At 43.9% G+C, this 21,209-nt stretch carries 19 protein-coding genes; 7 read left to right on the forward strand and 12 right to left on the reverse strand.

From position 1 onward, the window contains the following. Positions 1–55: 55 nt before the first annotated feature. The 5 genes from V3C97_RS07565 to V3C97_RS07585 all read right to left on the reverse strand — a co-directional run bounded on the left by V3C97_RS07565 (position 56) and on the right by V3C97_RS07585 (position 6,846). Complete coding sequence (locus V3C97_RS07565; protein ID WP_338434177.1) at positions 56–985, reverse strand: DMT family transporter; 930 nt, start codon at positions 983–985, stop codon at positions 56–58. Positions 986–1,157: 172 nt separating this feature from the next. Beyond that, positions 1,158–2,921 (reverse strand): 1-deoxy-D-xylulose-5-phosphate synthase, encoded by a 1,764-nt coding sequence (locus V3C97_RS07570; protein ID WP_278838279.1) that lies wholly within the window; start codon positions 2,919–2,921, stop codon positions 1,158–1,160. 311 nt (positions 2,922–3,232) lie between these two features. Next, positions 3,233–4,411 (reverse strand): MFS transporter, encoded by a 1,179-nt coding sequence (locus V3C97_RS07575; RefSeq protein ID WP_338434178.1) that lies wholly within the window; start codon positions 4,409–4,411, stop codon positions 3,233–3,235. A 276-nt stretch (positions 4,412–4,687) separates the two neighbouring features. Beyond that, a complete protein-coding gene (gene thrB / locus V3C97_RS07580; protein ID WP_338434179.1) occupies positions 4,688–5,551 on the reverse strand; it encodes a homoserine kinase in 864 nt (287 codons plus the stop codon). A gap of 17 nt (positions 5,552–5,568) precedes the next feature. Continuing rightward, the gene (locus V3C97_RS07585) at positions 5,569–6,846 is read right to left on the reverse strand and encodes a homoserine dehydrogenase (RefSeq protein WP_338434180.1); all 1,278 of its coding nucleotides are present in this window, start codon (positions 6,844–6,846) and stop codon (positions 5,569–5,571) included. 138 nt (positions 6,847–6,984) lie between these two features. On the opposite strand from V3C97_RS07585, the gene thrC reads away from it, so the two are divergent. Both thrC and V3C97_RS07595 read left to right on the forward strand, forming a co-directional pair. After that, positions 6,985–8,478, forward strand: a complete 1,494-nt coding sequence (thrC, locus tag V3C97_RS07590) for a threonine synthase (protein WP_338434181.1) — start codon at positions 6,985–6,987, stop codon at positions 8,476–8,478. Between the two features lie 182 nt (positions 8,479–8,660). Beyond that, positions 8,661–10,322 carry an IS1182 family transposase gene (locus V3C97_RS07595; protein ID WP_056968813.1) on the forward strand — a complete coding sequence of 554 codons (1,662 nt, stop codon included), beginning with the start codon at positions 8,661–8,663 and terminating at the stop codon, positions 10,320–10,322. A 58-nt stretch (positions 10,323–10,380) separates the two neighbouring features. On the opposite strand, the gene V3C97_RS07600 is transcribed toward V3C97_RS07595, so the two are convergent. Further along, positions 10,381–11,580, reverse strand: coding sequence for an MFS transporter (locus V3C97_RS07600; RefSeq protein WP_216543221.1), 1,200 nt, complete (start codon positions 11,578–11,580; stop codon positions 10,381–10,383). Positions 11,581–11,839: 259 nt separating this feature from the next. Between V3C97_RS07600 and V3C97_RS07605 the strand changes: the two genes are divergently transcribed. After that, on the forward strand, positions 11,840–12,751 hold the full coding sequence (locus tag V3C97_RS07605) for a DNA/RNA non-specific endonuclease (protein ID WP_317294241.1): 912 nt from the start codon (positions 11,840–11,842) through the stop codon (positions 12,749–12,751). Positions 12,752–12,908: 157 nt separating this feature from the next. On the opposite strand, the gene V3C97_RS07610 is transcribed toward V3C97_RS07605, so the two are convergent. The 4 genes from V3C97_RS07610 to V3C97_RS07625 form a co-directional block, all read right to left on the reverse strand. Then, a complete protein-coding gene (locus V3C97_RS07610) occupies positions 12,909–13,448 on the reverse strand; it encodes an O-acetyl-ADP-ribose deacetylase (protein WP_338434182.1) in 540 nt (179 codons plus the stop codon). 139 nt (positions 13,449–13,587) lie between these two features. Beyond that, complete coding sequence (locus tag V3C97_RS07615; RefSeq protein WP_009552573.1) at positions 13,588–13,911, reverse strand: heavy metal-binding domain-containing protein; 324 nt, start codon at positions 13,909–13,911, stop codon at positions 13,588–13,590. 167 nt (positions 13,912–14,078) lie between these two features. After that, positions 14,079–15,017: a Dyp-type peroxidase gene (locus tag V3C97_RS07620; RefSeq protein ID WP_338434183.1), complete on the reverse strand. Its 939-nt coding sequence runs from the start codon at positions 15,015–15,017 to the stop codon at positions 14,079–14,081. A gap of 166 nt (positions 15,018–15,183) precedes the next feature. Next, complete coding sequence (locus V3C97_RS07625) at positions 15,184–15,999, reverse strand: hypothetical protein (RefSeq protein WP_338434184.1); 816 nt, start codon at positions 15,997–15,999, stop codon at positions 15,184–15,186. Positions 16,000–16,801: 802 nt separating this feature from the next. Here V3C97_RS07625 and V3C97_RS07630 point away from each other — a divergent pair. The 4 genes from V3C97_RS07630 to V3C97_RS07645 all read left to right on the forward strand — a co-directional run bounded on the left by V3C97_RS07630 (position 16,802) and on the right by V3C97_RS07645 (position 18,646). After that, positions 16,802–17,086 carry a GNAT family N-acetyltransferase gene (locus tag V3C97_RS07630; RefSeq protein ID WP_338434185.1) on the forward strand — a complete coding sequence of 95 codons (285 nt, stop codon included), beginning with the start codon at positions 16,802–16,804 and terminating at the stop codon, positions 17,084–17,086. Between the two features lie 15 nt (positions 17,087–17,101). Next, entirely contained in the window at positions 17,102–17,560 is a 459-nt protein-coding gene (locus tag V3C97_RS07635; protein ID WP_338434186.1) for a nitroreductase family protein, read from the forward strand. 235 nt (positions 17,561–17,795) lie between these two features. Further along, positions 17,796–18,248: a LytTR family DNA-binding domain-containing protein gene (locus tag V3C97_RS07640; protein WP_338434187.1), complete on the forward strand. Its 453-nt coding sequence runs from the start codon at positions 17,796–17,798 to the stop codon at positions 18,246–18,248. A gap of 17 nt (positions 18,249–18,265) precedes the next feature. Beyond that, positions 18,266–18,646 (forward strand): DUF3021 family protein, encoded by a 381-nt coding sequence (locus tag V3C97_RS07645; protein WP_338434188.1) that lies wholly within the window; start codon positions 18,266–18,268, stop codon positions 18,644–18,646. Positions 18,647–18,743: 97 nt separating this feature from the next. On the opposite strand, the gene treC is transcribed toward V3C97_RS07645, so the two are convergent. After that, the gene (treC, locus tag V3C97_RS07650) at positions 18,744–20,408 is read right to left on the reverse strand and encodes an alpha,alpha-phosphotrehalase (protein WP_338434189.1); all 1,665 of its coding nucleotides are present in this window, start codon (positions 20,406–20,408) and stop codon (positions 18,744–18,746) included. 9 nt (positions 20,409–20,417) lie between these two features. Continuing rightward, positions 20,418–21,143, reverse strand: a complete 726-nt coding sequence (gene treR / locus V3C97_RS07655; RefSeq protein WP_027826226.1) for a trehalose operon repressor — start codon at positions 21,141–21,143, stop codon at positions 20,418–20,420. Positions 21,144–21,209: the final 66 nt, after the last annotated feature.

Here is a 21,209-nt window from a genome sequence, read left to right on the forward strand (position 1 = left end):
CTCCAATGCTTTAGGACCACGACTAATTAATAATATTTACTGCCGACCATTTATTTTAATGGAGACTAACAAGTAAAACCCCAACAAACGCCACAGCCAGACCGCATAGCTTGCCGGTAGTTACTGGCTGTTTTTCAGCTTCAAATAAACCAAAATGATCAATCACAATACTAAAAGCGACTTGGCCAAACAGACCAAAGATTACCACTTTTGCCGTTCCCAACAATGGAATTAACCAAGCGACACTAAAAGTATAAATCGCCCCCAATAGTCCACCAGCAATGATCCACGGCTGTTCCTTTACTCCTTGGGGTAACGTCCGCAGGTTGTGCCATGGGGCGCGCACTACCAACAGAATCAAGGTTAAGATAACCAAGCTAAGCATAAATGAAATCACCACTGCATACAATGATGAGCCCAAGACTGAGCCCAAATAACCGTTGACCGTTGCTTGCGTAGCAATCACCATTCCCGTTAAAACAGCCGCTACCTGCCATAAAAAGCGATGCTTACTAGCTACCTGTGTCCGCATGTTTTGCCCTTGCGCCAAGTTGGACCACACTACCCCTGCTATCAAAAGTGCTATCCCCACAATTTTCCAGGTATTAAGGGGCTTAATAGCTGCATTAAACCAGCCCAGTTGGTCAACTAAAACTCCCATCAGAATTTGACCACCGATCGTTAAAATAGTGGTTTGTACACTTCCCAGAATCGGGAATAACAAGATTAGCATTGTTACGCCGATGAGCCCCAAGATCCCACCAGACCAAGCCCACCATGGTTCACCGCTAACCACCTGGCTAGGAATGACAAAAGAATCGTGAGTTACTAACATCGTCAAAATAAGGAATATCCCGCCGGTTAGGAAGGTCAACAAAGTTGCAAAATGAGGTGATTCAACGTAGTAACGTAACCGCGAATTGACAGCTGACTGGGCAGCTAATCCACAGCCTGTGATGATTGGAAATAGGACTAAAAAAAGCACTTACTGGGGCCTCCTTCGAAATTATAGGTATCGCTTATTATAATTTTTATTCTTCATTTTTACCAGTTTTTTATTTCTTTTTAGCTAAAAAAAGTTTCTCTTTGCAATTAAAAAAGGTACGATCCTTGACCGAAGGTGTACTTCATTCGGAATCAGGATCATACCTTCCCTTTTAGTCTTTTAATAATGTGGCAATATCGTTAACAATTAACTCTGGTGTCAAATGGTAGCGGCGCTTGAGCTCAACCATTGGTACACTATCGTTGAATTCACGCGCTGCCCCATAGTTTTTAACGCGCATTGCAGTTGGTCCATAGAAACTAGCAACTTTTTGGCCCCAGCCACCATTTACTTCACCATCTTCTAAAGTTACTACCACAGTGTGGTTGGCGCGAAGGGCCGTCAATGTTGCCTCATCAAGGGTCGTTGCTGATAAGGGGTTAATCAGCGTTGGCTTAAACCCTAATTGGTCAGTCAACAATGCTTGGACTGCACGTCCTAATTCGTAGAAACCACCCAGGGCCAGAATTGCTACCTTTTCGCCGTCATCGACTGCATATTTGATCGTACTATAATCCGTTTGTGTTGCTACCCCATGGACAACTGCTTGTCCTGGTTGGCGGATTGCAACCGGCTGGTCAGTTTGTTGGAGAGCCCACTTCAACATTGCTTGTAATTCTTCTGCATTGGTTGGGGCTAAGTATTCAACATTAGGAATGTTGCTCAAATATGGAATATCAAACCCACCCTGGTGCGTTTTGGATCCACTTGTGATCGTACCGTTGCTGATATAAAGCACAACTGGCTGGTTGTTGAGTGCCATATCATGGACTAACTGGTCATATGCCCGTTGCAGGAAAGTGCTATTTTCAAAAGCAATTGGCCGCACACCATTCTGGGCTAAACCAGTTGCATAGGTAATTGAAAATTGTTCAGCAATTCCCACATCGTCATAATTTTCTGGGTACTTAGCCTGGAACTCCTTCAGCCCAAAGGCTCCCGGAATAGCAGCATTCAGCGCTAAAACTGGCAAGCCAGCATCGATTTGTTCCGCCACAGTTTGCCGTGCCAAATCAGCATATTTTTCTACATTAGCAGTACCGGTACTTGTTCCCGTTGCCACATCAAATGGTCCATGCCAGTGGAATGCCATTTGATGATCAATAGCTGGCTGGTAGCCTTTTCCTTTAAGGGTATTGATGTGGAGAACAACTGGGTGGTCCACGTCCTTAACTTCTTCAAAAGCTGCGATCATAGCTGCCAAATTATTACCGTCGGCAACGTATTTATAGTCTAGCCCCATTGCAGTAAAGGGATTGTTTGGTGTCTGACCGTTAGTAGCCCGCAATTCAGCTAGACTGGTATACAGACCCCCTTGGTTTTCATCAATTGACATCTGGTTGTCATTGACCACGATAATTAAATTGGAATGCAACTTAGCGGCATTATTGAAAGCTTCAAAAGCCAAGCCCCCACTCATCGAACCATCACCGATAAAGGCCAGGATATTTTCCTTACGTCCTTGCATATCCCGCGCCTTAGCCATCCCGATTGCCAGTGCAACCGAAGTGCCGGTGTGCCCGATTGCATAATAATCATGCGGACTTTCCTGCGGATTAGTGTAGCCGGTCACGGTTTGATACTGATCGGGATCAAGAAAGGCTTGTGCCCGTCCGGTCAGCATCTTGTGCCCATATGCCTGGTGCGAAATATCCCAAACAATCTTGTCAACTGGTGAGTTGAACACATAGTGATATGCAATCGTTGCTTCGGCCACACCAAGGTTGGGGCCTACGTGTCCACCAATTGCTGCATCTTTTTCAACTACCAATTGCCGGATTTCTGTCGCCAGTTGCTCCATTTCTTCCAGAGTTAACTGTTTAACATCAGCTGGTCCGGTGATTTTATTGAGCAAATAATCTGGGTGTTGATTCATTAATACCGCTTCCCTTCACTTACTTTTTGTAATTGCTATTATATTATACTCCCTGTTTTTATACTTGCAAAAAATAAGTTACTATACTAACCATTTATCTTTTCACATGTCCAAAAAAGCAGTACCATCTCAAGAATGAAAAGTTTCTCCACTGCGGAATATTTAGTTCTTTTCCCATAAAAATACCCTCCGAGCATCAGATGCCTTTTACTTCATCTGTATACTCGGAGGGCATTATTGAAAGCTTCTCCCAGCCTCAAACTATTCAAACTAAGTTTTCACTGTTACGCATCATTGTTTCACGTGAAACATCACACATAGTGGCGCCGCCCGGCCAATAAGCCTGCAACTGTGAAGACAACCACTGCGCCCAAAAGGACCACTAGCCCTGCTTGCCAACTATGAGTAGCAGCATTGAGATGGCCCACAATAACCGGACCTGTCGCTGCCAATAAATAACCCGCAGACTGGACCATCCCGGAAAGGTTCCGTGTGTCAGCAGCGTTGCGCGTTTTTAACCCAAAAACAGTCAATCCTAATGGGAATGTCGTTCCAATTGCCATCCCCATTAGTAGAGCTACTAAGAGATAGTACCAAACGGAGTTGACCGCGAAAAACAACATCCCCAGGCTAGCCGCAGCTGCAATTCCTGCAAACAAAGCAAACCACCGCCGCCGTAAATGCGAAAGCCGTGTAGCAACCACCGGAATTACTAATGCAAATGGCATCGAGAACAGTTGAAAGAATCCTGCTACTAAACTGGCTTGATCCTGCGTCAACCCTGCCGCTAAAGCAATCGCTGGTAACCAAGCAACAATACTATAAAAGACAAAACTTTGGGCCCCAAAATAAAATACCAGGTACCAAGCTGTCTTGTTGCGCCACATGTTGGTTTCGGCTGGGGCGTCGGTTGTCGGAACAAGTTTCTCGGGCTGATTATACTTAAGATTAGGGAACCAAACTATGGCCGTCAATACTGCTACCAAACTAATAATAACTATGGCCACCTGCCAACTTGCAGCTTGTGATAATGGTGAAATGGTGTATGCGCCAATAGCAGAAAATGAAGTGATCGCAACATTATACATTCCGGTCGTACTGCCGATCTTATCAGGGAGCTTATCTGCGATAACTGCTGGTAATAAAACATTGAAACCTGTAATTGCTAAGCCCACAAGGACCGTCCCCCCTAATAGGGACCAGAAATTGAAAATCCGGGCAAACGAGCCGACAATCAGTAAAAGGAGCGCTAACCCGATGGTTGCTTCATTACCGATCTTCCGTGCTAAAAGCGACACCAAAGGGGAGATAAACCCAAAGCATAATAACGGGATCGTTGTTAAGATTCCTAAGCTGTTTGGTGCAACCCGAAAGCTAGTAGCAATATCTTTAATAACCGATGGCAACGCTGTGATAGGCATCCGCATGCAGACCCCCACTAGGAGTATTCCCACCAATAGTAAAGAACTGTGGTTCTTTTTTTCTAACACTAAATCTCCCCCTCAAGCTAATTAATATAAACAAGTACTGATTAAAGTTTGTGAATTTTTTAACTTTTACTTACTTTTTGTTAGTGACATCTTCAATGTATACCATAGCGCTTTCAAAATACCAGCTTTAAGTCTATTTTCTGTGATCTTCTAAGCCAAATTTATTTTGCCGAAAGACCCTTCCTGTTACAAAAACTAACCATTAAAAGAACCCCCTGAAACTGGTGTACAAAAACACACCAATTTCAGTGGGTTGCTTTTTTAGCGATCTTTGGGTTAATCGACTACCCGAACTCCCGCTTGGTCAATTGTTAAGTCTAAGGTTGAAGCTGTCAATCCTGACGCTTGCAACCTTTTTTTAAATTCACTTACCTGGGTAGCAGGAAGCAAGGTCATAATGGTAGGGCCCGCACCACTTAGATAAGTAGCGACCGCCCCGCTCTCATGTCCTAGCTTCCGGATACGACTTAGCTCCGGAACTAAGGCAGACCGTACTTGCTCGTGAAACTCGTCTGCCTCCATTAATTTACCCAAGACATCATAGCGTTGCCCAAAAAGAGCTGCTACTAACGTATTGGCCACTGCGCTAGCATGGACCGCCTGAGAAAACGGTAATTGGCTAGGAAGTACGGCCCGCGCCTTAGCGGTAACAACGTTGTATGGTGGAACATACGCTAATAACCTATACGGCGGAGTCGGGGCTTTAACTGCCACAAATTCATCTTCAATATTAGTTCCCACAACAATTCCACCTAAGATCGCAGGCGCAACATTATCTGGATGTCCTTCAATCTTGGCCGCTAATTGGATTTTTTCTTGCGCCGTTAACTGTAAATGAGCTAATTGGTTGGCCAGTTCAATCCCTGCTACAATCGCAGCGGATGAGGATCCCAAGCCGTGGGCTAGTGGAATCGCACTTGTTACCTTGATCTGATGGGGCGGAAGGCTAGAGACAACTGTAAGGGCCGCTTGGATGATCAAATTGTCACTTCCATGACTGATCGCAGGTAAATCATGGTCTACCTGCCACGTTAAACTTGCAGGTCCAACTGTTACTTCAAGGTAACGGTTAACCGCCAACCCGATCGAGTCAAAGCCCGGACCAAGGTTGGCCGAAGAAGCTGGTGCAATAATCTTCATAACTTAACCCCTCTTTCTTATTCAATTACTCGATAAGCACAATGCAGGGTAATCGTTCCAAGTGCTGTCAATCTTTGCTGAAGCTCATGGAGTTGCTCTTTACTCATCGTGTGCGTAATAATCATTACTCGCGCCTGCCCATTTTCTCCTGCTTGTTGCACAATTTGCGAGAAACTTGCATTGATCTGGGCCATTACAGTGGTCAACTTTTGCATCTCCCCCGGTTGGTCTGGCAATGTCAACGCTAGGTAATACCGATCTTTAACTTGGGCTGGCGTAGCCAATGGGAGGGCTTGGGAATACCGATTAAACGAATTCCCATTGGTCTTTAAAATCATATTCTTCACTACCGTTGTAATATCGGACAGGACACTGTTGGCAGTCGGTAAAGCTCCCGCACCAGGACCATAGAACAGCGTATCGCCAACGGCCTGTCCCTGTACCATCACGGCATTATTTTCATTGTTAACTCCCGCTAGCGGGTGGTGCACACTGACCAAAGCTGGCGCCACCTCTACAAAAATACCCTGGTCAACCAACCGGGCTACTCCCACTAGCTTCAACACGTATCCAAAGGCCGTTGCCTGCCGAACATCCTGGGCAGCCACTGCATCAATGCCGGTCGTTTCAAAATCCTCCAGGTTCACTTGCGTGCCAAAAGAGAATTGGCTAAGAATCATCATCTTGTAGGCTGCATCCTTCCCCTGGACGTCATTAGTTGGATCAGATTCAGCAAAACCTAATTGTTGTGCTTGCTTTAATGCCGCTGCATACGTCCAACCTTGTTGGGCCATCTGAGTCAAAATGTAATTTGTAGTTCCATTGACAATTCCTTTAACTTCAGTGATCTGGTCAGCCGCAAAACTGTCTGCAATCGTCCGTAAAATAGGAATACCCCCGGCCACACTGGCTTCATACATCAGATCACACCCATTAGCGCGGGCTAACCGAATCAGATCAGCCCCTTCAGTAGCAATGAGGTCCTTATTTGCTGTCACAACATGTTTATGGGCCTGCAACAACTGGGTAATTACTTCTTTGGCCGGATGGATCCCTCCCATTACTTCCACCACAATCTGAATTTCAGGATCAGAGAGGATATCATCCAAGTCAGTGGTTAAATGAACCACCTCAGCTACATCTCGGTGTTTCGCCAAATCACGTACCATCACTGTTTTGAGAATTAATCTCCGCCCTGTAACTGCATAAATCTTATCCGCATGTTCTTGAATCATCGCCAAGACACCGCTACCAACTGTTCCTAAACCGATCATTCCTAATTTGATGACATCCATATGATTCCCACCTTTCCCGTCTAAGTCACATTCACTTTTATAATTAAAGACTCATCTTTTCTTAAATTTTAACATAGTTTTTTAATTAATAAGGGTATAATATTAGCAAATACCTATTCGTTTTAAGGAGGCTTTCTCATGAACTACCGTAGTACCCGCGATTCTAACGCCCAATTATATACGGACGCTCAAGCCATCATTCAAGGCTTGGCCCCTGATGGCGGGCTGTTTGTCCCTGCTGCTTTTCCGCAACCACAGTTTGACCTCGCTCGTTTAACAACTTCGTCCTACCAGCAGCTCGCCCAAACCGTCCTGCAGTGGTTCTTTCCCCACCTCTCTACCGCAGCAACAGTACCTGCTGCTTATGGCGCTCAATGGGACCATCCTCGGATCGCACCGCTGACACCTATCCATGCTGGGAGTTATTATTTAGAACTTTTTCATGGACCAACGCTGGCCTTTAAAGACGTTGCCTTGCAAGTGCTACCACATCTCCTGCAAGCAGCTAAGCACCAAACCAAGGACACTAAAGAAACAATTATCCTCACTGCTACTTCTGGCGATACCGGGACGGCAGCTTTACGTGGTTTTCGCAATGTAGCAGGAACCAGAGTTATTGTTTTTTATCCGCAACATGGAATCAGTCCGATCCAAGAGGCCCAAATGCGCAGCCAACAGGGAGACAACCTCCATGTAGTTGCTGTTAAGGGCAACTTTGATCAGGCTCAGACCACGGTCAAGGAGATCTTTAACGACCCTACCCTGGCTGCAGTTCTGGCCTCCCACCAGCAACATTTTTCTTCAGCTAACTCGATGAACATTGGACGTTTAATTCCCCAGATCACTTACTACTTTAGTGCTTACGGACAACTACTCCGGCAAGGAGTGATCCAAGCAGGTGACCAAGTCAACTTTGCCGTCCCTACTGGTAACTTTGGGGATATTTTGGCCGGTTACTATGCCACAAAGTTGGGGCTTCCAGTCGGGCGCTTGATTTGTGCTTCAAACAAAAATAATGTCCTGACCGACTTTTTCGCTACGGGCACCTATGATAAACGCCGAGAATTTTTCGTAACCAATTCGCCTTCGATGGATATTTTGGTTTCTTCGAATCTCGAACGCTTGCTCTTTGATGTCAGCGGTGGTGACGCTGAACTCGTTCAGCAACTCATGCATGAACTCCAAGATCAGGGTCACTATTCCCTGCCAACGGAACTACTGACCAAGCTCAAGCAACTTTTTGCTGCTGAATATGCCACCCCGGATGAAATTCAAACAGAGATCAACCGCGTCTTTAAAGAAGCTAACTATCTAATTGATCCCCACACAGCAGTCGGGTCCATTGCAGCCCACCGGTACCGTACTTTAAGTGGCGACCCCCGGCCATGTGTAGTCGTAGCTACAGCTAGTCCTTACAAATTCCCTGAAACTGTTTTACAATCTCTAGATAATACCGTGCCTAGTCAGAGCACCGGATTAGATGCAATTGAGCAACTTGCCCAACTTGACCCACGGCCTTTAACGGCTGGAGTTGAAGAACTCTTTACCAATCAACCGCAACCCGTCTTGACTACCACTCCTGCCGCTATGCCCCGAATGGTCTTAGATATCCTAAAGAAAACTGATAAATGATTACTAACAGAAAATGTGAGTAGGAAATAAAGTCAAAGAGGCTGGGAAAAAACTCTCAGTCCAAAATGAAAGCCGGACGATGAATCAAATCTTGGTTCATCGTCCGGCTTCTTATGTACACAGGAAATCGTTCCTGATATGATGTAATTACCCCTAAAAACAAACATAAAGGAGCGATTTTCATGTATCAAAATTATATCACGGGACAAACAGAATTCGTACTAAATTATGACTACAATGTGCCAAAAAATCATCTGGTTCGGTTAATTGATACTTTTGTCGATTCCATTCCACAAGAGGTTTTGTTAGAAGAGAACGTGGCCGTCACCGGCCGCCCACTTTCTCACCCTGCACTGATGTTAAAAATTCTGTTGTTTGCGTACTCTCGTCAAACTTATTCTGGCCGGAAAATAGAAACCTTGTTAGAAGAAAACTTACCAATGCGATGGTTAGCCCGTGATCATTCATACAGTTACCATACCATCAATAACTTTCGACGGAGTGAGCACGCCAGGAACTTAATAAAACGTACCTTTGTTTACTTTACTATGGCTCTTACGGACCATGGGCTAATTCAAAATGATGCAGTCTTTATTGATGGCACTAAGGTTGAAGCGGATGCTAATAAGTACTCGTTTACTTGGCGTCGGGCAATAGAAAAGTATCACGCTAAGTTGAGAGAAAAGACGGCTAGTATTTATGATGAGTTAGTAGAAAAGCAAGTCATCAAAGAGATGAAACCAGAAATGATTGAATCTATCGACGGTATGGAATTAATGGCTGAAGAAGTGGAAAAAGAAATCACTAATCTAGACGAAGCCATTAAACAGGAGCCGAAAATAATTAAAGGTGGTTCAGTTAGAAAACGTCGGCGACGTTTTCTAAAGAAGCTTCGTCGTCAACTGAGAGAAGACTTAATTCCACGGGCTAAAAAATATGAACGTGTCGAAGATATTTTTCAAGGACGAAATAGCTTTTCGAAAACAGACCACGACGCAACTTTTATGTGCATGAAAGAAGATCCGATGATGAACCGAGAACTCAAACCCGGATATAATCTTCAGATTGCCACGCATAATCAGTTTGTCCTTGATTATGCTTTATTTTCCAATCCTACTGATACTAGGACTTTAGTGCCATTTCTTAAGCAATTCCATGGCTTGGATTTCTTTACACACGTGGTAGCTGATGCTGGTTACGGTAGTGAATATAATTACACAACACTGCTTGACCAATTCGATAAGCAACCACTCATTCCATACACCACCTATCAAAAAGAGCAGAAGCGTAAGTTCAAAAATGATCCAACAAAACCTCAGAATTGGCAGTACAATGCCGAAGATGACTACTATATTGATCATTTAGGCGTTCGCTTCAGTTTTTATCGCTACAGTAAACGAACTGATAAGTATGGATTTAAGCGCGATCTTAAACTCTATCGTGCCGACACACATCAATCATCAGAAGAGTTAGATCAGTTAGCTAAAACGCCAGGTAAGCGTCAGCGCTACATCCAGGTTAATCCAACTTGGAATTATTACAAAGCAAAAGTCAAAGAGACCCTCTCAAGCGATGAAGGTAAGATGATCTATCGTCGACGCAAGTTCGACGTTGAACCAGTCTTTGGTCGCATGAAGAGGGATTTTGGCGTACGCCGAACTCATTTGCGCGGCCAACGGGCTGTGGAAAATGATGTCGGATTAACCTTAATGGCATTGAACTTAACGAAATTGGGTAAAATGATCAACCAATTAAGACCCTTTTTAGTAAATAACCAAAAATGCGAACTACAATTTTTGATTAAATCAAAAATCATAGTTCGCATTTTCTTAGTTAGAAGCTAGAAAATAATAGTTAATTCCCAGCCTCTTTATTTTTTCGTATTCTTTAATGAATTGCTTATTATTCTGCCTTTTGTTCAGGCAAATGGATGTGTACATTATTTTTACTTTGATATTTATTCGCTAAAGTAAAGACCACCACGATGGTGAGCAAGCCGTACACAACCCCAATATAGCCGAGGTTGCTCATTTTAGTGAATTGTACTGCTTCGGAAGCTGTAAACGAGCCCAGTGAAATGCCAATATTGGCAAAAATAGCATTCAATGATGAGGCCAAGTCTAATGATGCAGGATATTCTGATTCAGCAATATCCATGAACATCAACTGGGTAGATGACCCATAGCAACAGAATGAGATACACAGTAACCCAATAATTAACGCTGCGATCCACTTGTACTGGAACGTTACCCCTAAGGCGAGGTATAACAATGTCATCACGATGTAAATCCACCGTAAGGTCAACATTCCCCCGTGGTCGGCAATATATCCCCCAAACTTGTTGCCAATGATAAAGAAAACTCCCATCCCAAAGAGGATCCAATTTAACCACGCGTAGCTAAACCCCATAACATTGGTTACTAACGGCCGGATGTAAGTATAGATTGTATAGTCAGAAGCACACACCAAAACAATCAGCGATGTGCCTAAAATCACCCGTTGGTCACGTAATAAAGTGAATTGTTTCTTAAAACGACTCCGCACTTGGGGGGTATCGCGGGGCAAAAGCCATAATAAAGCGGCAAAAACCGGAATGGTTAACAAGGAGATCATCCAGAAACTTTCTCGCCAAGAGAACAGGTGGCTGACAATAGTCCCAATAGGGATTCCAATAATTGATGCAATACTAAAACCCGCAAAAACCCATGAAACGATACTAGCCCGACGATGACGGGGAGCGGTAAAGTTTACCATCACCATTACCAAGGAAATAATAGCCCCAGCAACCGATGCGGTTATAACCCGGGAAATAAACATACTCCAATAACCCGTAGCTAATGCTGACCAGGAATTTCCCACCAAGAAAATGCCGATTAAACTCAAAAGAACCCGGTGGCGTGGCCACCGACTAGCAACCGATGTAATGATCGGGGTGCAGACCGCATAAACTAGGGCAAAAATAGTCACTAAGAGTCCTAGTTTGGATAAAGGCTCATGAAAATCGCGGGCTACATCAGGGAGCACACCCACAATCATATATTCATTACAGCCCAACATAAAGGCAACAAAAACAAAAACAAGTGCTTGCAGACGATACTTCATTTAATATCTTTCCTTCGTTTTCGCAACGAAATTCCTTTCTTTAGATTGTATTGATAATTATTAACTTTTCCATTATACAGTTTTTTTGTCCTAATCAGAGAGAAGTCTTTTTTCTCTCATTCAAATACTAGTAACTTGCTTACGCGTTCTAACCATAATGTTACCGCACTATTAAGCAGGAGCAACTATTCCTTCCCTATTAGGCGAACGTATATTCTGATATAATTGAATATATTAATATCCAAAGGAGAATATTTTTATGCATCGCTTACGCAAATTTAGTCAGCTTCTCGCTGGTTTAATGCTGGTGCTCACGCTAGCAGGATGTAGTAATTCTAGTAACACTTCTTCTGCCGCCAGCAGTAGCACCCCAGCACAACATACTAGTCAAACTAACTCTAGCAGCAGGATAAATAGCACCCAGAGCTCGGTTAGCTCTGAAACAACATCAAGCAGTAGCTCCGCCAATGCCAGTTCTCTGACCCTGCCTGCTACTGCGACTGTTCCTGACCAGCAGTTAGCATCAACTGTCCTCACTGACTCAGTTACGTCCCAATTGAAAGGGAATTTACAATGGAATAATGCTGGAGCATTCATTGTTAACAACAACCAAACTGATCTCAATGCTAACATCGCTAGTGCTCCTTATGCTGTCAACCAGACAGATAATCTAGGACGCCCAACCGTTGCCAACGCTTGGCTCAACCGTACCAGTCGGCAGTACCGGAACCGTCAGGAAACAGGTAACGGTCGGACTAATTGGCGTCCCTTAGGTTTCCATCAGGTTCTCGACCTCCCCGGAACATACAAGCATGCCTATGACCGGGGGCACCTCCTGGGCTATGCTTTAGTCGGCAATATTCGTGGGTTCGATGCTTCGGAGTCTAATCCCAAAAATATTGCCACACAAACTGCCTGGGCCAATGAAGCGCGGGCCCAGTATTCGACCGGGCAGAACTATTACGAAGGCTTGGTCCGGAAGGCCCTTGATCAAAATAAGCAAGTTCGCTACCGGGTCACTGATATTTATGCCGGTGACAACTTAGTGCCTGCTGGGGCTCACTTAGAAGCCAAGTCACGGGACGGCGCGCTAGAGTTCAATGTTTTCGTCCCTAATGTTCAACCTAATATCACAATTGATTATGCGACCGGGTACGCACAACGCCGGTAATTTGATCAAATTAATACTACGAGGCTGGTGAGAAGTTACATCTCACCAGCCTCGTTGTTTATTTAATAATAGCCTATAAATAATAGAGAAAAATAACCACCAGCCTAAACGCTAGGACAAACACTTTGCTGCACAGGTTAATTCTCACTCCCTCATTTCAATAATTGACAAAGACTTGCTCATTAAAGGGGAGTAACCGTGCCGTATTTTTATAGACACGGTAAGCAGTCACGTTATAGCAAACCATTATGACCTCTGTCACCACTTGGGAATTAGCTAGGAAATCATTCACTGTTTGCAACGCAATCTTTGTCGCCTCCTCTAGCGGATAATGATAAACACCGGTACTAATTGCTGGAAAGGCAACCGTAGCACAACCATGCTCTTCGGCCACCCGCAAACTATTGACATAGGAATTGCGCAATAGCTGGGGTTCGTTATTTTTTCCACCCTGCCAAACTGGACCTGGAGTGTGGATCACATACTGGGCCGGCAAACGATAGCCCTGCGTAAGCTTAGCTCCGCCAACTGGACACCCATGCAAAGTGCGACATTCTGCCAATAACTCGGGACCCGCAGCTCGGTGAATAGCTCCATCAACACCACCGCCACCTAGCAATGACGGGTTGGCGGCATTTACAATCGCAGTTACATCTAATTGGGTAATGTCACCCTGAATGATATTGATTTGCTTCATTTTTTATCCTTTCCTAAATTCTCTTCGCGTCTTCCTGCCCCTATTCTATCACACCAGATGTCTGTCCCCAGTTATATAGTAAAGGAGCAAGACGAAATCACTAATGAGATTGCGCCTTGCTCCTGGAACTTAATCTTTATTAATATTCGTCATCGAGAAAACGGACTGCTGTGCCATACGCAACGACAGATTGCATATCAGTCCCAATTGAGCCGGAATCAAACCGCATCATAACGATGGCATCGGCTCCCTTAGCTGCTGCTTCTTCTTTGAGCCGGTCAATGGCTTTTTGCCGGGATTCATGGAGCATCGATGTATATGCCTTGATTTCGCCCCCAACAATATTTTTCAATCCGGCACCAATGTTAGAAAATACATTCTTAGACTGGGTAGTAACGCCAAAAACTTCTCCAATCACTTCGTAATCTTTGCCTGGAATATGTTCAGTTGTTGTAATCAGCATAATTTTTCTCCTCTCGTTTACTAAACGGGTTATTAATTATTTCATCAATCAATGTAACGTTATTGTAACATTAATGTAATTTAATAACAATGGATGCCAGTTTAAGAAAGATATAAATAACGGGATGCTCCCTCCATGTCCCTAGGTCACACCCCGTAGTAATAATATTATTTATATTCACCGTCAGCAATTGCATCCAATGTATCCTTGGATGGGATAAAGAACAGCTGACCACTCAAAATATCAGAGAACGATAACAGGTAATCACCTTGGTCAACCATTGCTTCCAGCATTTCTTTAGTAATTGTCCAATGACGAGCATAGCCGATGAAGTATGTGCCTGTATTTCCGGAAGCCGGATCAGAGAACGGCACATTCATTCGCACAATCTTTTTCTCATCGCCAACATTTGATACCGCGCTGTGAGCGTTAGCGAATTTTTCTTCATCATCTAATTCTAAATCACTGAACTTTTTCCGCCCAATCGCCTTTTCCTGTGTTTCAGTTGAAAGTCTATTCCAAACATCCATATGGTGGCGCCATTTTTGCGCAAAAGCATACGAACCGTTAATAAACTCTGGATCTTCGTCCCCGATGATAGCATATTCAGCTGCCCGTTCTACTTCAGGAGCTTCGGTACCATCGATAAAACCAATGATAGCGCGCCCCTCAAAATAGCGGAATCCCTTAGTTTCATCCACCACAGTTGTAATAGGTCGCAAAAATTCCATGATCTGGCTCATCACTTCATATACTGTTGCCTCATCCTTGGCCCGCAAGTGGAAGAACAAGTCGCCTTTAGTAGCTGGCATTGTGTATTTGGGACCTGTCAGTGTCTGGTACGTTTCCAATTCTTGCGGTTTATTGGCATTAGGGAACAAGTAATCCCAAGCTGCGTTGCTGAGCCCCCAGGCCGCTTCGATCCCGCCCCGCTCATTCATCCGAATGTTCATTGACCGCAAAATGGCTTGATAACGATCGGCAAAATCTGTAATCACTTCTTGTTCATGGGCCTGATCTTCACGCTTCAATTCTAAAACTGTAAATAACACGTTTTCACCAGGACTCTTCCACACGCTTTGAGCCATGCTAGGATTAACTGTCATCACAAACTACCTCCTGATTTCAACTTTCTCTCACCGCACATTATAGCATACCATTTTAGAATTTTTAAAAATAAACCCCTTAAATATTTGCTAAACTTAACTACCAAAAAAGGGCTGGATGAATCATCCAACCCCTTGCTATTTGGAGGTAATTGCTATTATTACCCTATTCGTATGTTACCATTGCTTGGTCCTTCACCTTGGACTTGAGCAACCGCACCCGGTTCCCCTGAAGAACAGTATTGGACCGCGTTGTATCAGTAATCATCTTAGCAATATCTTCTTTGTCCAGATCAATTACCGGGTCAAGTAACTTACCGTATTTTTCTTTAAAACGTTGTCCAACATATTCATACAAACCAGGATTGAAGTCTGTACTCCCCAACCGTTGCTGTAAAACAGGCAATGGCTTGGTGAAAATTGTGGTAGCACTAAACCGTACTCCTTGACCATCCTCAGTGCGTTCACCATGCAACCCTAAATATTGCAAAATAAAGCTAAAGAATGTTCTTTCAACAATTCCTGGGATAATATTTTCGTCTTTAAACAAGCGGGCTAAGGCGTCTTCATAGACAGCCAACTTGCTCAAGTCCTTAGTTTCCATAGTGATGTCATCTAAAGCTTGGCTCCCCACACGGTTATATGGTGGCTTGACATTGAATTCGCCGTACCGAATCAAATCTTTAGGACTGAGCAGGAATACCTCCTTACCTTCTGCCCACATGAAATAACCGTGATCGGCCAATAATTTTTGCCCTTTTTCCGTTAGCTGATATGCGTCAGCAGTCTTTTCGAGTAAAGCAAGATCTTTAAACTTCTTGAGGGCTGCTAACATATCAACCCCATATTCCTGGGCAAAACGTGGTGGTACTTCATCGTTTTGCTTAGCCTTACTCAACCAGTCTAACAAAATAACCTCACCATAATATAGCCCGTAACTAAACTGTGGACCCCGTTTATCTTCGTTATTCACGTTTGTCATTTTTGTTACTACCTTCTCTATACTTTTTTCTGCGGTCATCCAACCGCTAACATCAATTATTTTACCACATAAAAGCGCTTTTCTCGGGACCAGGTTACTGAGAATTGCCCTCATCATGTTCTCATTCTCCCTGAGGGTACCTGTTCATTTAGTGTTATTTTTCGCAATTAATTTACACTCATCAGCTCATTTCAATTACTATAATGCCAATATTGTATCCGCTTTCTGTAAGATAAGATATTTATCAGTTAATATTCCATTTTAAGCCCTACATTCATAATTTAAATGTGATATACTAAAGGACGATGGGATGATAGGCAGCGAAAGACAGGCACATATCTGCTGTCGGATCGTCACTCTAATTATCTCACCATTTATAAGGGTTTGATTCTCACCAAGCCAAACCTGGTTACGTCTTTCCAATGATTGGTAAATCGTAACCGATCCCTACTTCCTCTGGACACACAGGCACGTGTTTTAGAGGATTTTTTATTTATTAAAAATAAATAAAGATAGCCTTTCCATTCTATTGTTCGGTGCTTTTTTCCTGTACCGTTGGTCGTGGAGGTTATCCTCCAACACAGTACTTCATGTCCTGTGTTTTTTCTTACGACTTGCCGTGGCATCCTTGTCACGGCTTTTTAAGCATATTACTGGGAAAAGAATTGCTAGCAATATACAATAAAGTTGTAAAGCAACCATAAATTGTTAGTTATGGACTCATCCATCCAGTATAGCTTGTGGCCGTGATTTTTCATCACGGTCTTTTTTACAAATATCGCTTTTAGAAAGAAGGATCACTATGGACTACCAATGGCAAACAGATGTATTTACAGCATTCTCTCCCGCGCATGAAGCACTGGGAAAGATCACTTACCAGGATATGCCCGCTGCAACCCACCCTACCTATCTCATCACACAAGTATGGGTTGATCTTGCCCACCGCGGGCAAGGGATCGCTGGGCAGCTGACCACGGCTTTTCTCGCCGAAGTTCGGCAGCGTACAGGTTATGTCATCCCCCAGTGTCCATACGCAAAAGCCTTTATCGCTAAACATCTAGAATTCCAAGATCTCATTGCTAAATAAGAAAGGAGCCTTAGCATGGAATTAATGACAATGTTGCACGCCCGCAAAGCAGTACGTGAATACACAGGCCAAGTTACTCCTGACCAGCTGCAACAGCTACTACATGCTGCTAGCGCTGCTCCTGTTGGCCGTGGCAACTATGATAATTACCGCCTAACCGTTATTCAAAAACCGGAAATCCTCCAGCAACTCCCGGGGATCTATGACGCACCAACCGTTATTGTGGTTTCTGCGCGTGAAGTTCGAACAAGTAAGTACCTCTCAGCAGGAGCAATCATCCATAATATTGAACTAGCAGCTGAGGACATGGGCTTAGGTGCAAACTACAACCTCTACTGTGTTGCCAGTCTACCACCAGCGATCATTCCTGCTGGCTTCACGCCCCTATTTGCGATCACTTTGGGGCAAACAACCACTGCCTTTATCCCACGCCCAATCCCCGTTGACCGAATCAAAGCTAATATTGTTAAATAAATCAACTTTGTGGCTCCGAATCTACCGTTCGGGGCCTCTTTTTGTGCTTTTAACCCTTATGCATACCCGTTTGGCTTTTCTAATTACCACAAACCTCCTATCTTCGTCTATCATAAAAGATAGGAACTAGCAGTTAGCATTATCTACTTCCTGCAAGCCTAATAATCTGTTTTAGCCATTTACCAGCAAGAGCAACGCACTGCCTAGTTTACGCAAATCTCAAGGAGGGAGTAACATGCACGTGTCATTCGAACCCGACACCAACTTAGGTCCTGACGAAATTTCGATCGCAGTTCGTGCCGCTGAACAAACACCAGCGATCACTGCCCTTATCCATGACATTCATCACCTAGTAGGTAGGTCACGAACCGTTCTCCCGGTCAGAACTAACGACCGGGTCCTGATGCTCAAGTATCAAAACATCATTCTCATTGAAGTCAATCGCGAAGTTCTCACGATCACTACTACCGACCAAACGATTACTACGCGGGGCCATCTCTACCAGATTGCCCAAGAGCTCGGGCCAACCTTTGTCCAAGTTTCTCGCTATGCCATTCTCAACCTTGATCATTTACAGGCATTGGAGGCTGGTTTTAGCGGGGCCATGGTCGCTCGTCTGAGCGCTAACCACCGGACTACTGTCAGTCGCCGGCATCTTAAACAGCTTGAACAACGTTTAGGCATTTAAAAAAAGGGGGAACACCTATGTTAAAAAAAACCATTCATCAGTTTATCATCGGCACAGGTTTTGCAGCTGTCGCTTATTTATGCCTAATTACTGCTGGTATCGGTCCCACTACTACCACCTGGTTTAATACTTTAAGTGTCTTAGGACTAGGCGGAGTAATTGGTTTAACATCAATGCTTTTTATATTTGACGAATACAATTTCTTTTTCCTGATAGCGCTGCATTTCATCACTACTGTTGGTATCGTCCGGATTATGATGCTGATCAATAACTGGGGGTTCTCGTTCGAAACATTTGTCATTATCATTTTGATCTACATCATCATCTGGGTGATTTATTATATCGACCAGTGGACCCAGGTACAACGGGTTAATGAAGCCTTACGCAAACGCCGGTAAATATTATATTCCTTACACAAAAAACACGCCCCTGCTTTTTCCCAGCAAGGGCGTGTTTGTTTCACGTGAAACATTCCATCCTGTAACTAAAAATAGTTTATTGGGTTCGAAAAGCCAGTGTTTCGTATGGTTGCAAGGTTAATTCTTCTGCCAAACTAGTAAGTACCCGGCCATAGTTGGTAACTACCACTTCTCCTGCCTTACGCAATTCGGCCGGAATGACAACTGTGGTTTCTTGACCATAGAAATTACTGAAAACAGCCAATTGATCTGGCCGTTCTGGTAATGACCGTACATATGCCAGCACCTGATCATGGTCGCGTAAGATGCTGTGGATCTGTCCATTTGAGACCAACTCATCTTGTTTACGTAATGCAATCAATTGCTGATAAAAAGCAAAAATTTCACCACTCGTCAATTCCTGATGCACATTGATCTTTGCTTGGTCTGTCGGCATCAACCATGGCTTAACCTGACTGAACCCCGCATACTGGCTAGCATCCCAATGCATCGGTACCCGGGAGTTATCGCGTGCCTTAGAATGGACAATCGCAAAAGCTTCCTGAGGATCCCGCCCTCCTGCTACCAGTTCCTGATAAGCATTCTGAGCTTCCACATCCACGTATTCCGCCATGGATTGATAACTCGGATCAACCATCCCTAATTCTTCTCCCATGTAGATATATGGCGTCCCCCGCATTAGGTGAATCGTTGCTGCCATCATTTCTGCTGATTTTACCCGGTATTGTCCTGGATCACCAAAACGATTCAAAGCCCACGGTTGATCATGGTTATTCCAGAATAAGGCTTGCCAACCACCACCTTGAGCGATTTCTTCTTGCCAGTCCAAGAGATAGTGTTTCAAAGCCTGAAAATCAAATGGTGTCTGCGTCCACTTTTGCCCATCCATATAATCTGTCTTCAAATGATGGAAAGCAAAAGTCATGGAGAGTTCGTGGTTCTCTGGTTTAGTATATGCAATCGAATTAGGGATTGTCGTTGAAGACATCTCCCCCACCGTGATCGCTTCAGGATCCTGCCCAAACGACTGCGCATTAAGTTCTCTAAGGTAGTCTTGGACCACCGGTGTATCTGTATAGAGCCGCTTTTCCTGTTCAATATTTGTAGAATCAACCAAAACAGTGTCTTTCCCTGTAACATTGATCACATCAAACCGGAAGCCATGCACTCCTTTTTGGCGCCAAAAGTTAACTACCTCGAACAATTCTTTTCTGACCGCTGGATTATGCCAGTCTAAATCAGCCTGTGTCTTATCATATAAATGGAGATAATACAGGTCGGTATCACCAAATTTACTCCAAGCAGGGCCCCCGAACTTGGACTGCCAGTTATTAGGATATCCCCCATCCTTCCCCGGGCGAAGGTAGAAGAACTTCTGGTAGTATTCATCGCCAGCCAATGCTTTTTGGAACCATTCATGGTCTGTTGAACAATGGTTGAGCACCATATCAAACATTACTCCGACGCCGATCTCTTTAAGCTTAGCAATCATTTCTTCTAAATCTGCCATCGTTCCAAAACGCGGATCAACTTGCCGGTAATTAGCAATGTCATACCCATTGTCATTTTGTGGCGAAACAAAGAACGGATTGAACCAGATCATATCAACATTGAGCTGCTTGATATAGTCTAATTTAGCAATAATTCCCCGTAAATCTCCGACACCATCATTGTTTGAATCATAAAATGATTTCGGATAAATCTGATAGATAACCTTTTTTCCAAGTTCTTTAAATTCCATCTCTGCCTCCTAGAAATTTAATTTTTGCCGCCGGGCAAAATCTACAAACCGAAAACGATCTGGGCGGTGATATGACAACGTCAATTGAAATTCAGTCGTATCTGCCAAATAATTTCTGCTAATTACAACGACTGCTAGTTCTTGATCAAGTTGCAACAAATCATGGATTCGTTGATCTACTTTGATCACATTGACTTCTTTGGTTGCATATGAAATATCCAGCTGTAAGTCCTGTTCAAAGTATGCATAAAGGGACTTGGCAGCAATATCAGGCGTTAACCCGGTCACGGGTGGGCTTAGCACATAGTCCTGATCCAAAACATAAGGCTCACCATCAATCACCCGGAGCCGTTCGATCTCGTATCCTGCTAGATCTTTTTCTTCCTCAAAATAACGTTCAAAGTTCATAGGTAGCTTGGTTTGTTCCTTGAATTTCAGCAACTCCGTTGTCGCATTCATTCCTAGCTTGCGGTTAAGTTCTGCAAAACTTGTGATCCCAGAAAGCGGAAAAGTATACCGGTCCAGTCGTAAGACCTTTGAGCCTTTCCCCTTTATCTTCTGAATCAATCCCAAATCGAGCAGTTCTCCTAATGCTTTACGGACGGTTGCTCGCGAAGCACCGTATAACTCTGTCAGTTGATTCTCACTAGGTAAAAACGATTCTGCCGCATATATTCCGTGCTTGATCTTTGTTGCAATGTCTTGTGCAATCATATCCGCTTTGACACGCGCCATCTTCTCCACCCCATTTCTGTTATTATTATACCAACTTGTATACACAAGTAAACACTTTTAAAAAGA

This window comes from Ligilactobacillus saerimneri (assembly GCF_036689625.1).
In the GTDB taxonomy this organism is placed as follows: domain Bacteria; phylum Bacillota; class Bacilli; order Lactobacillales; family Lactobacillaceae; genus Ligilactobacillus; species Ligilactobacillus saerimneri.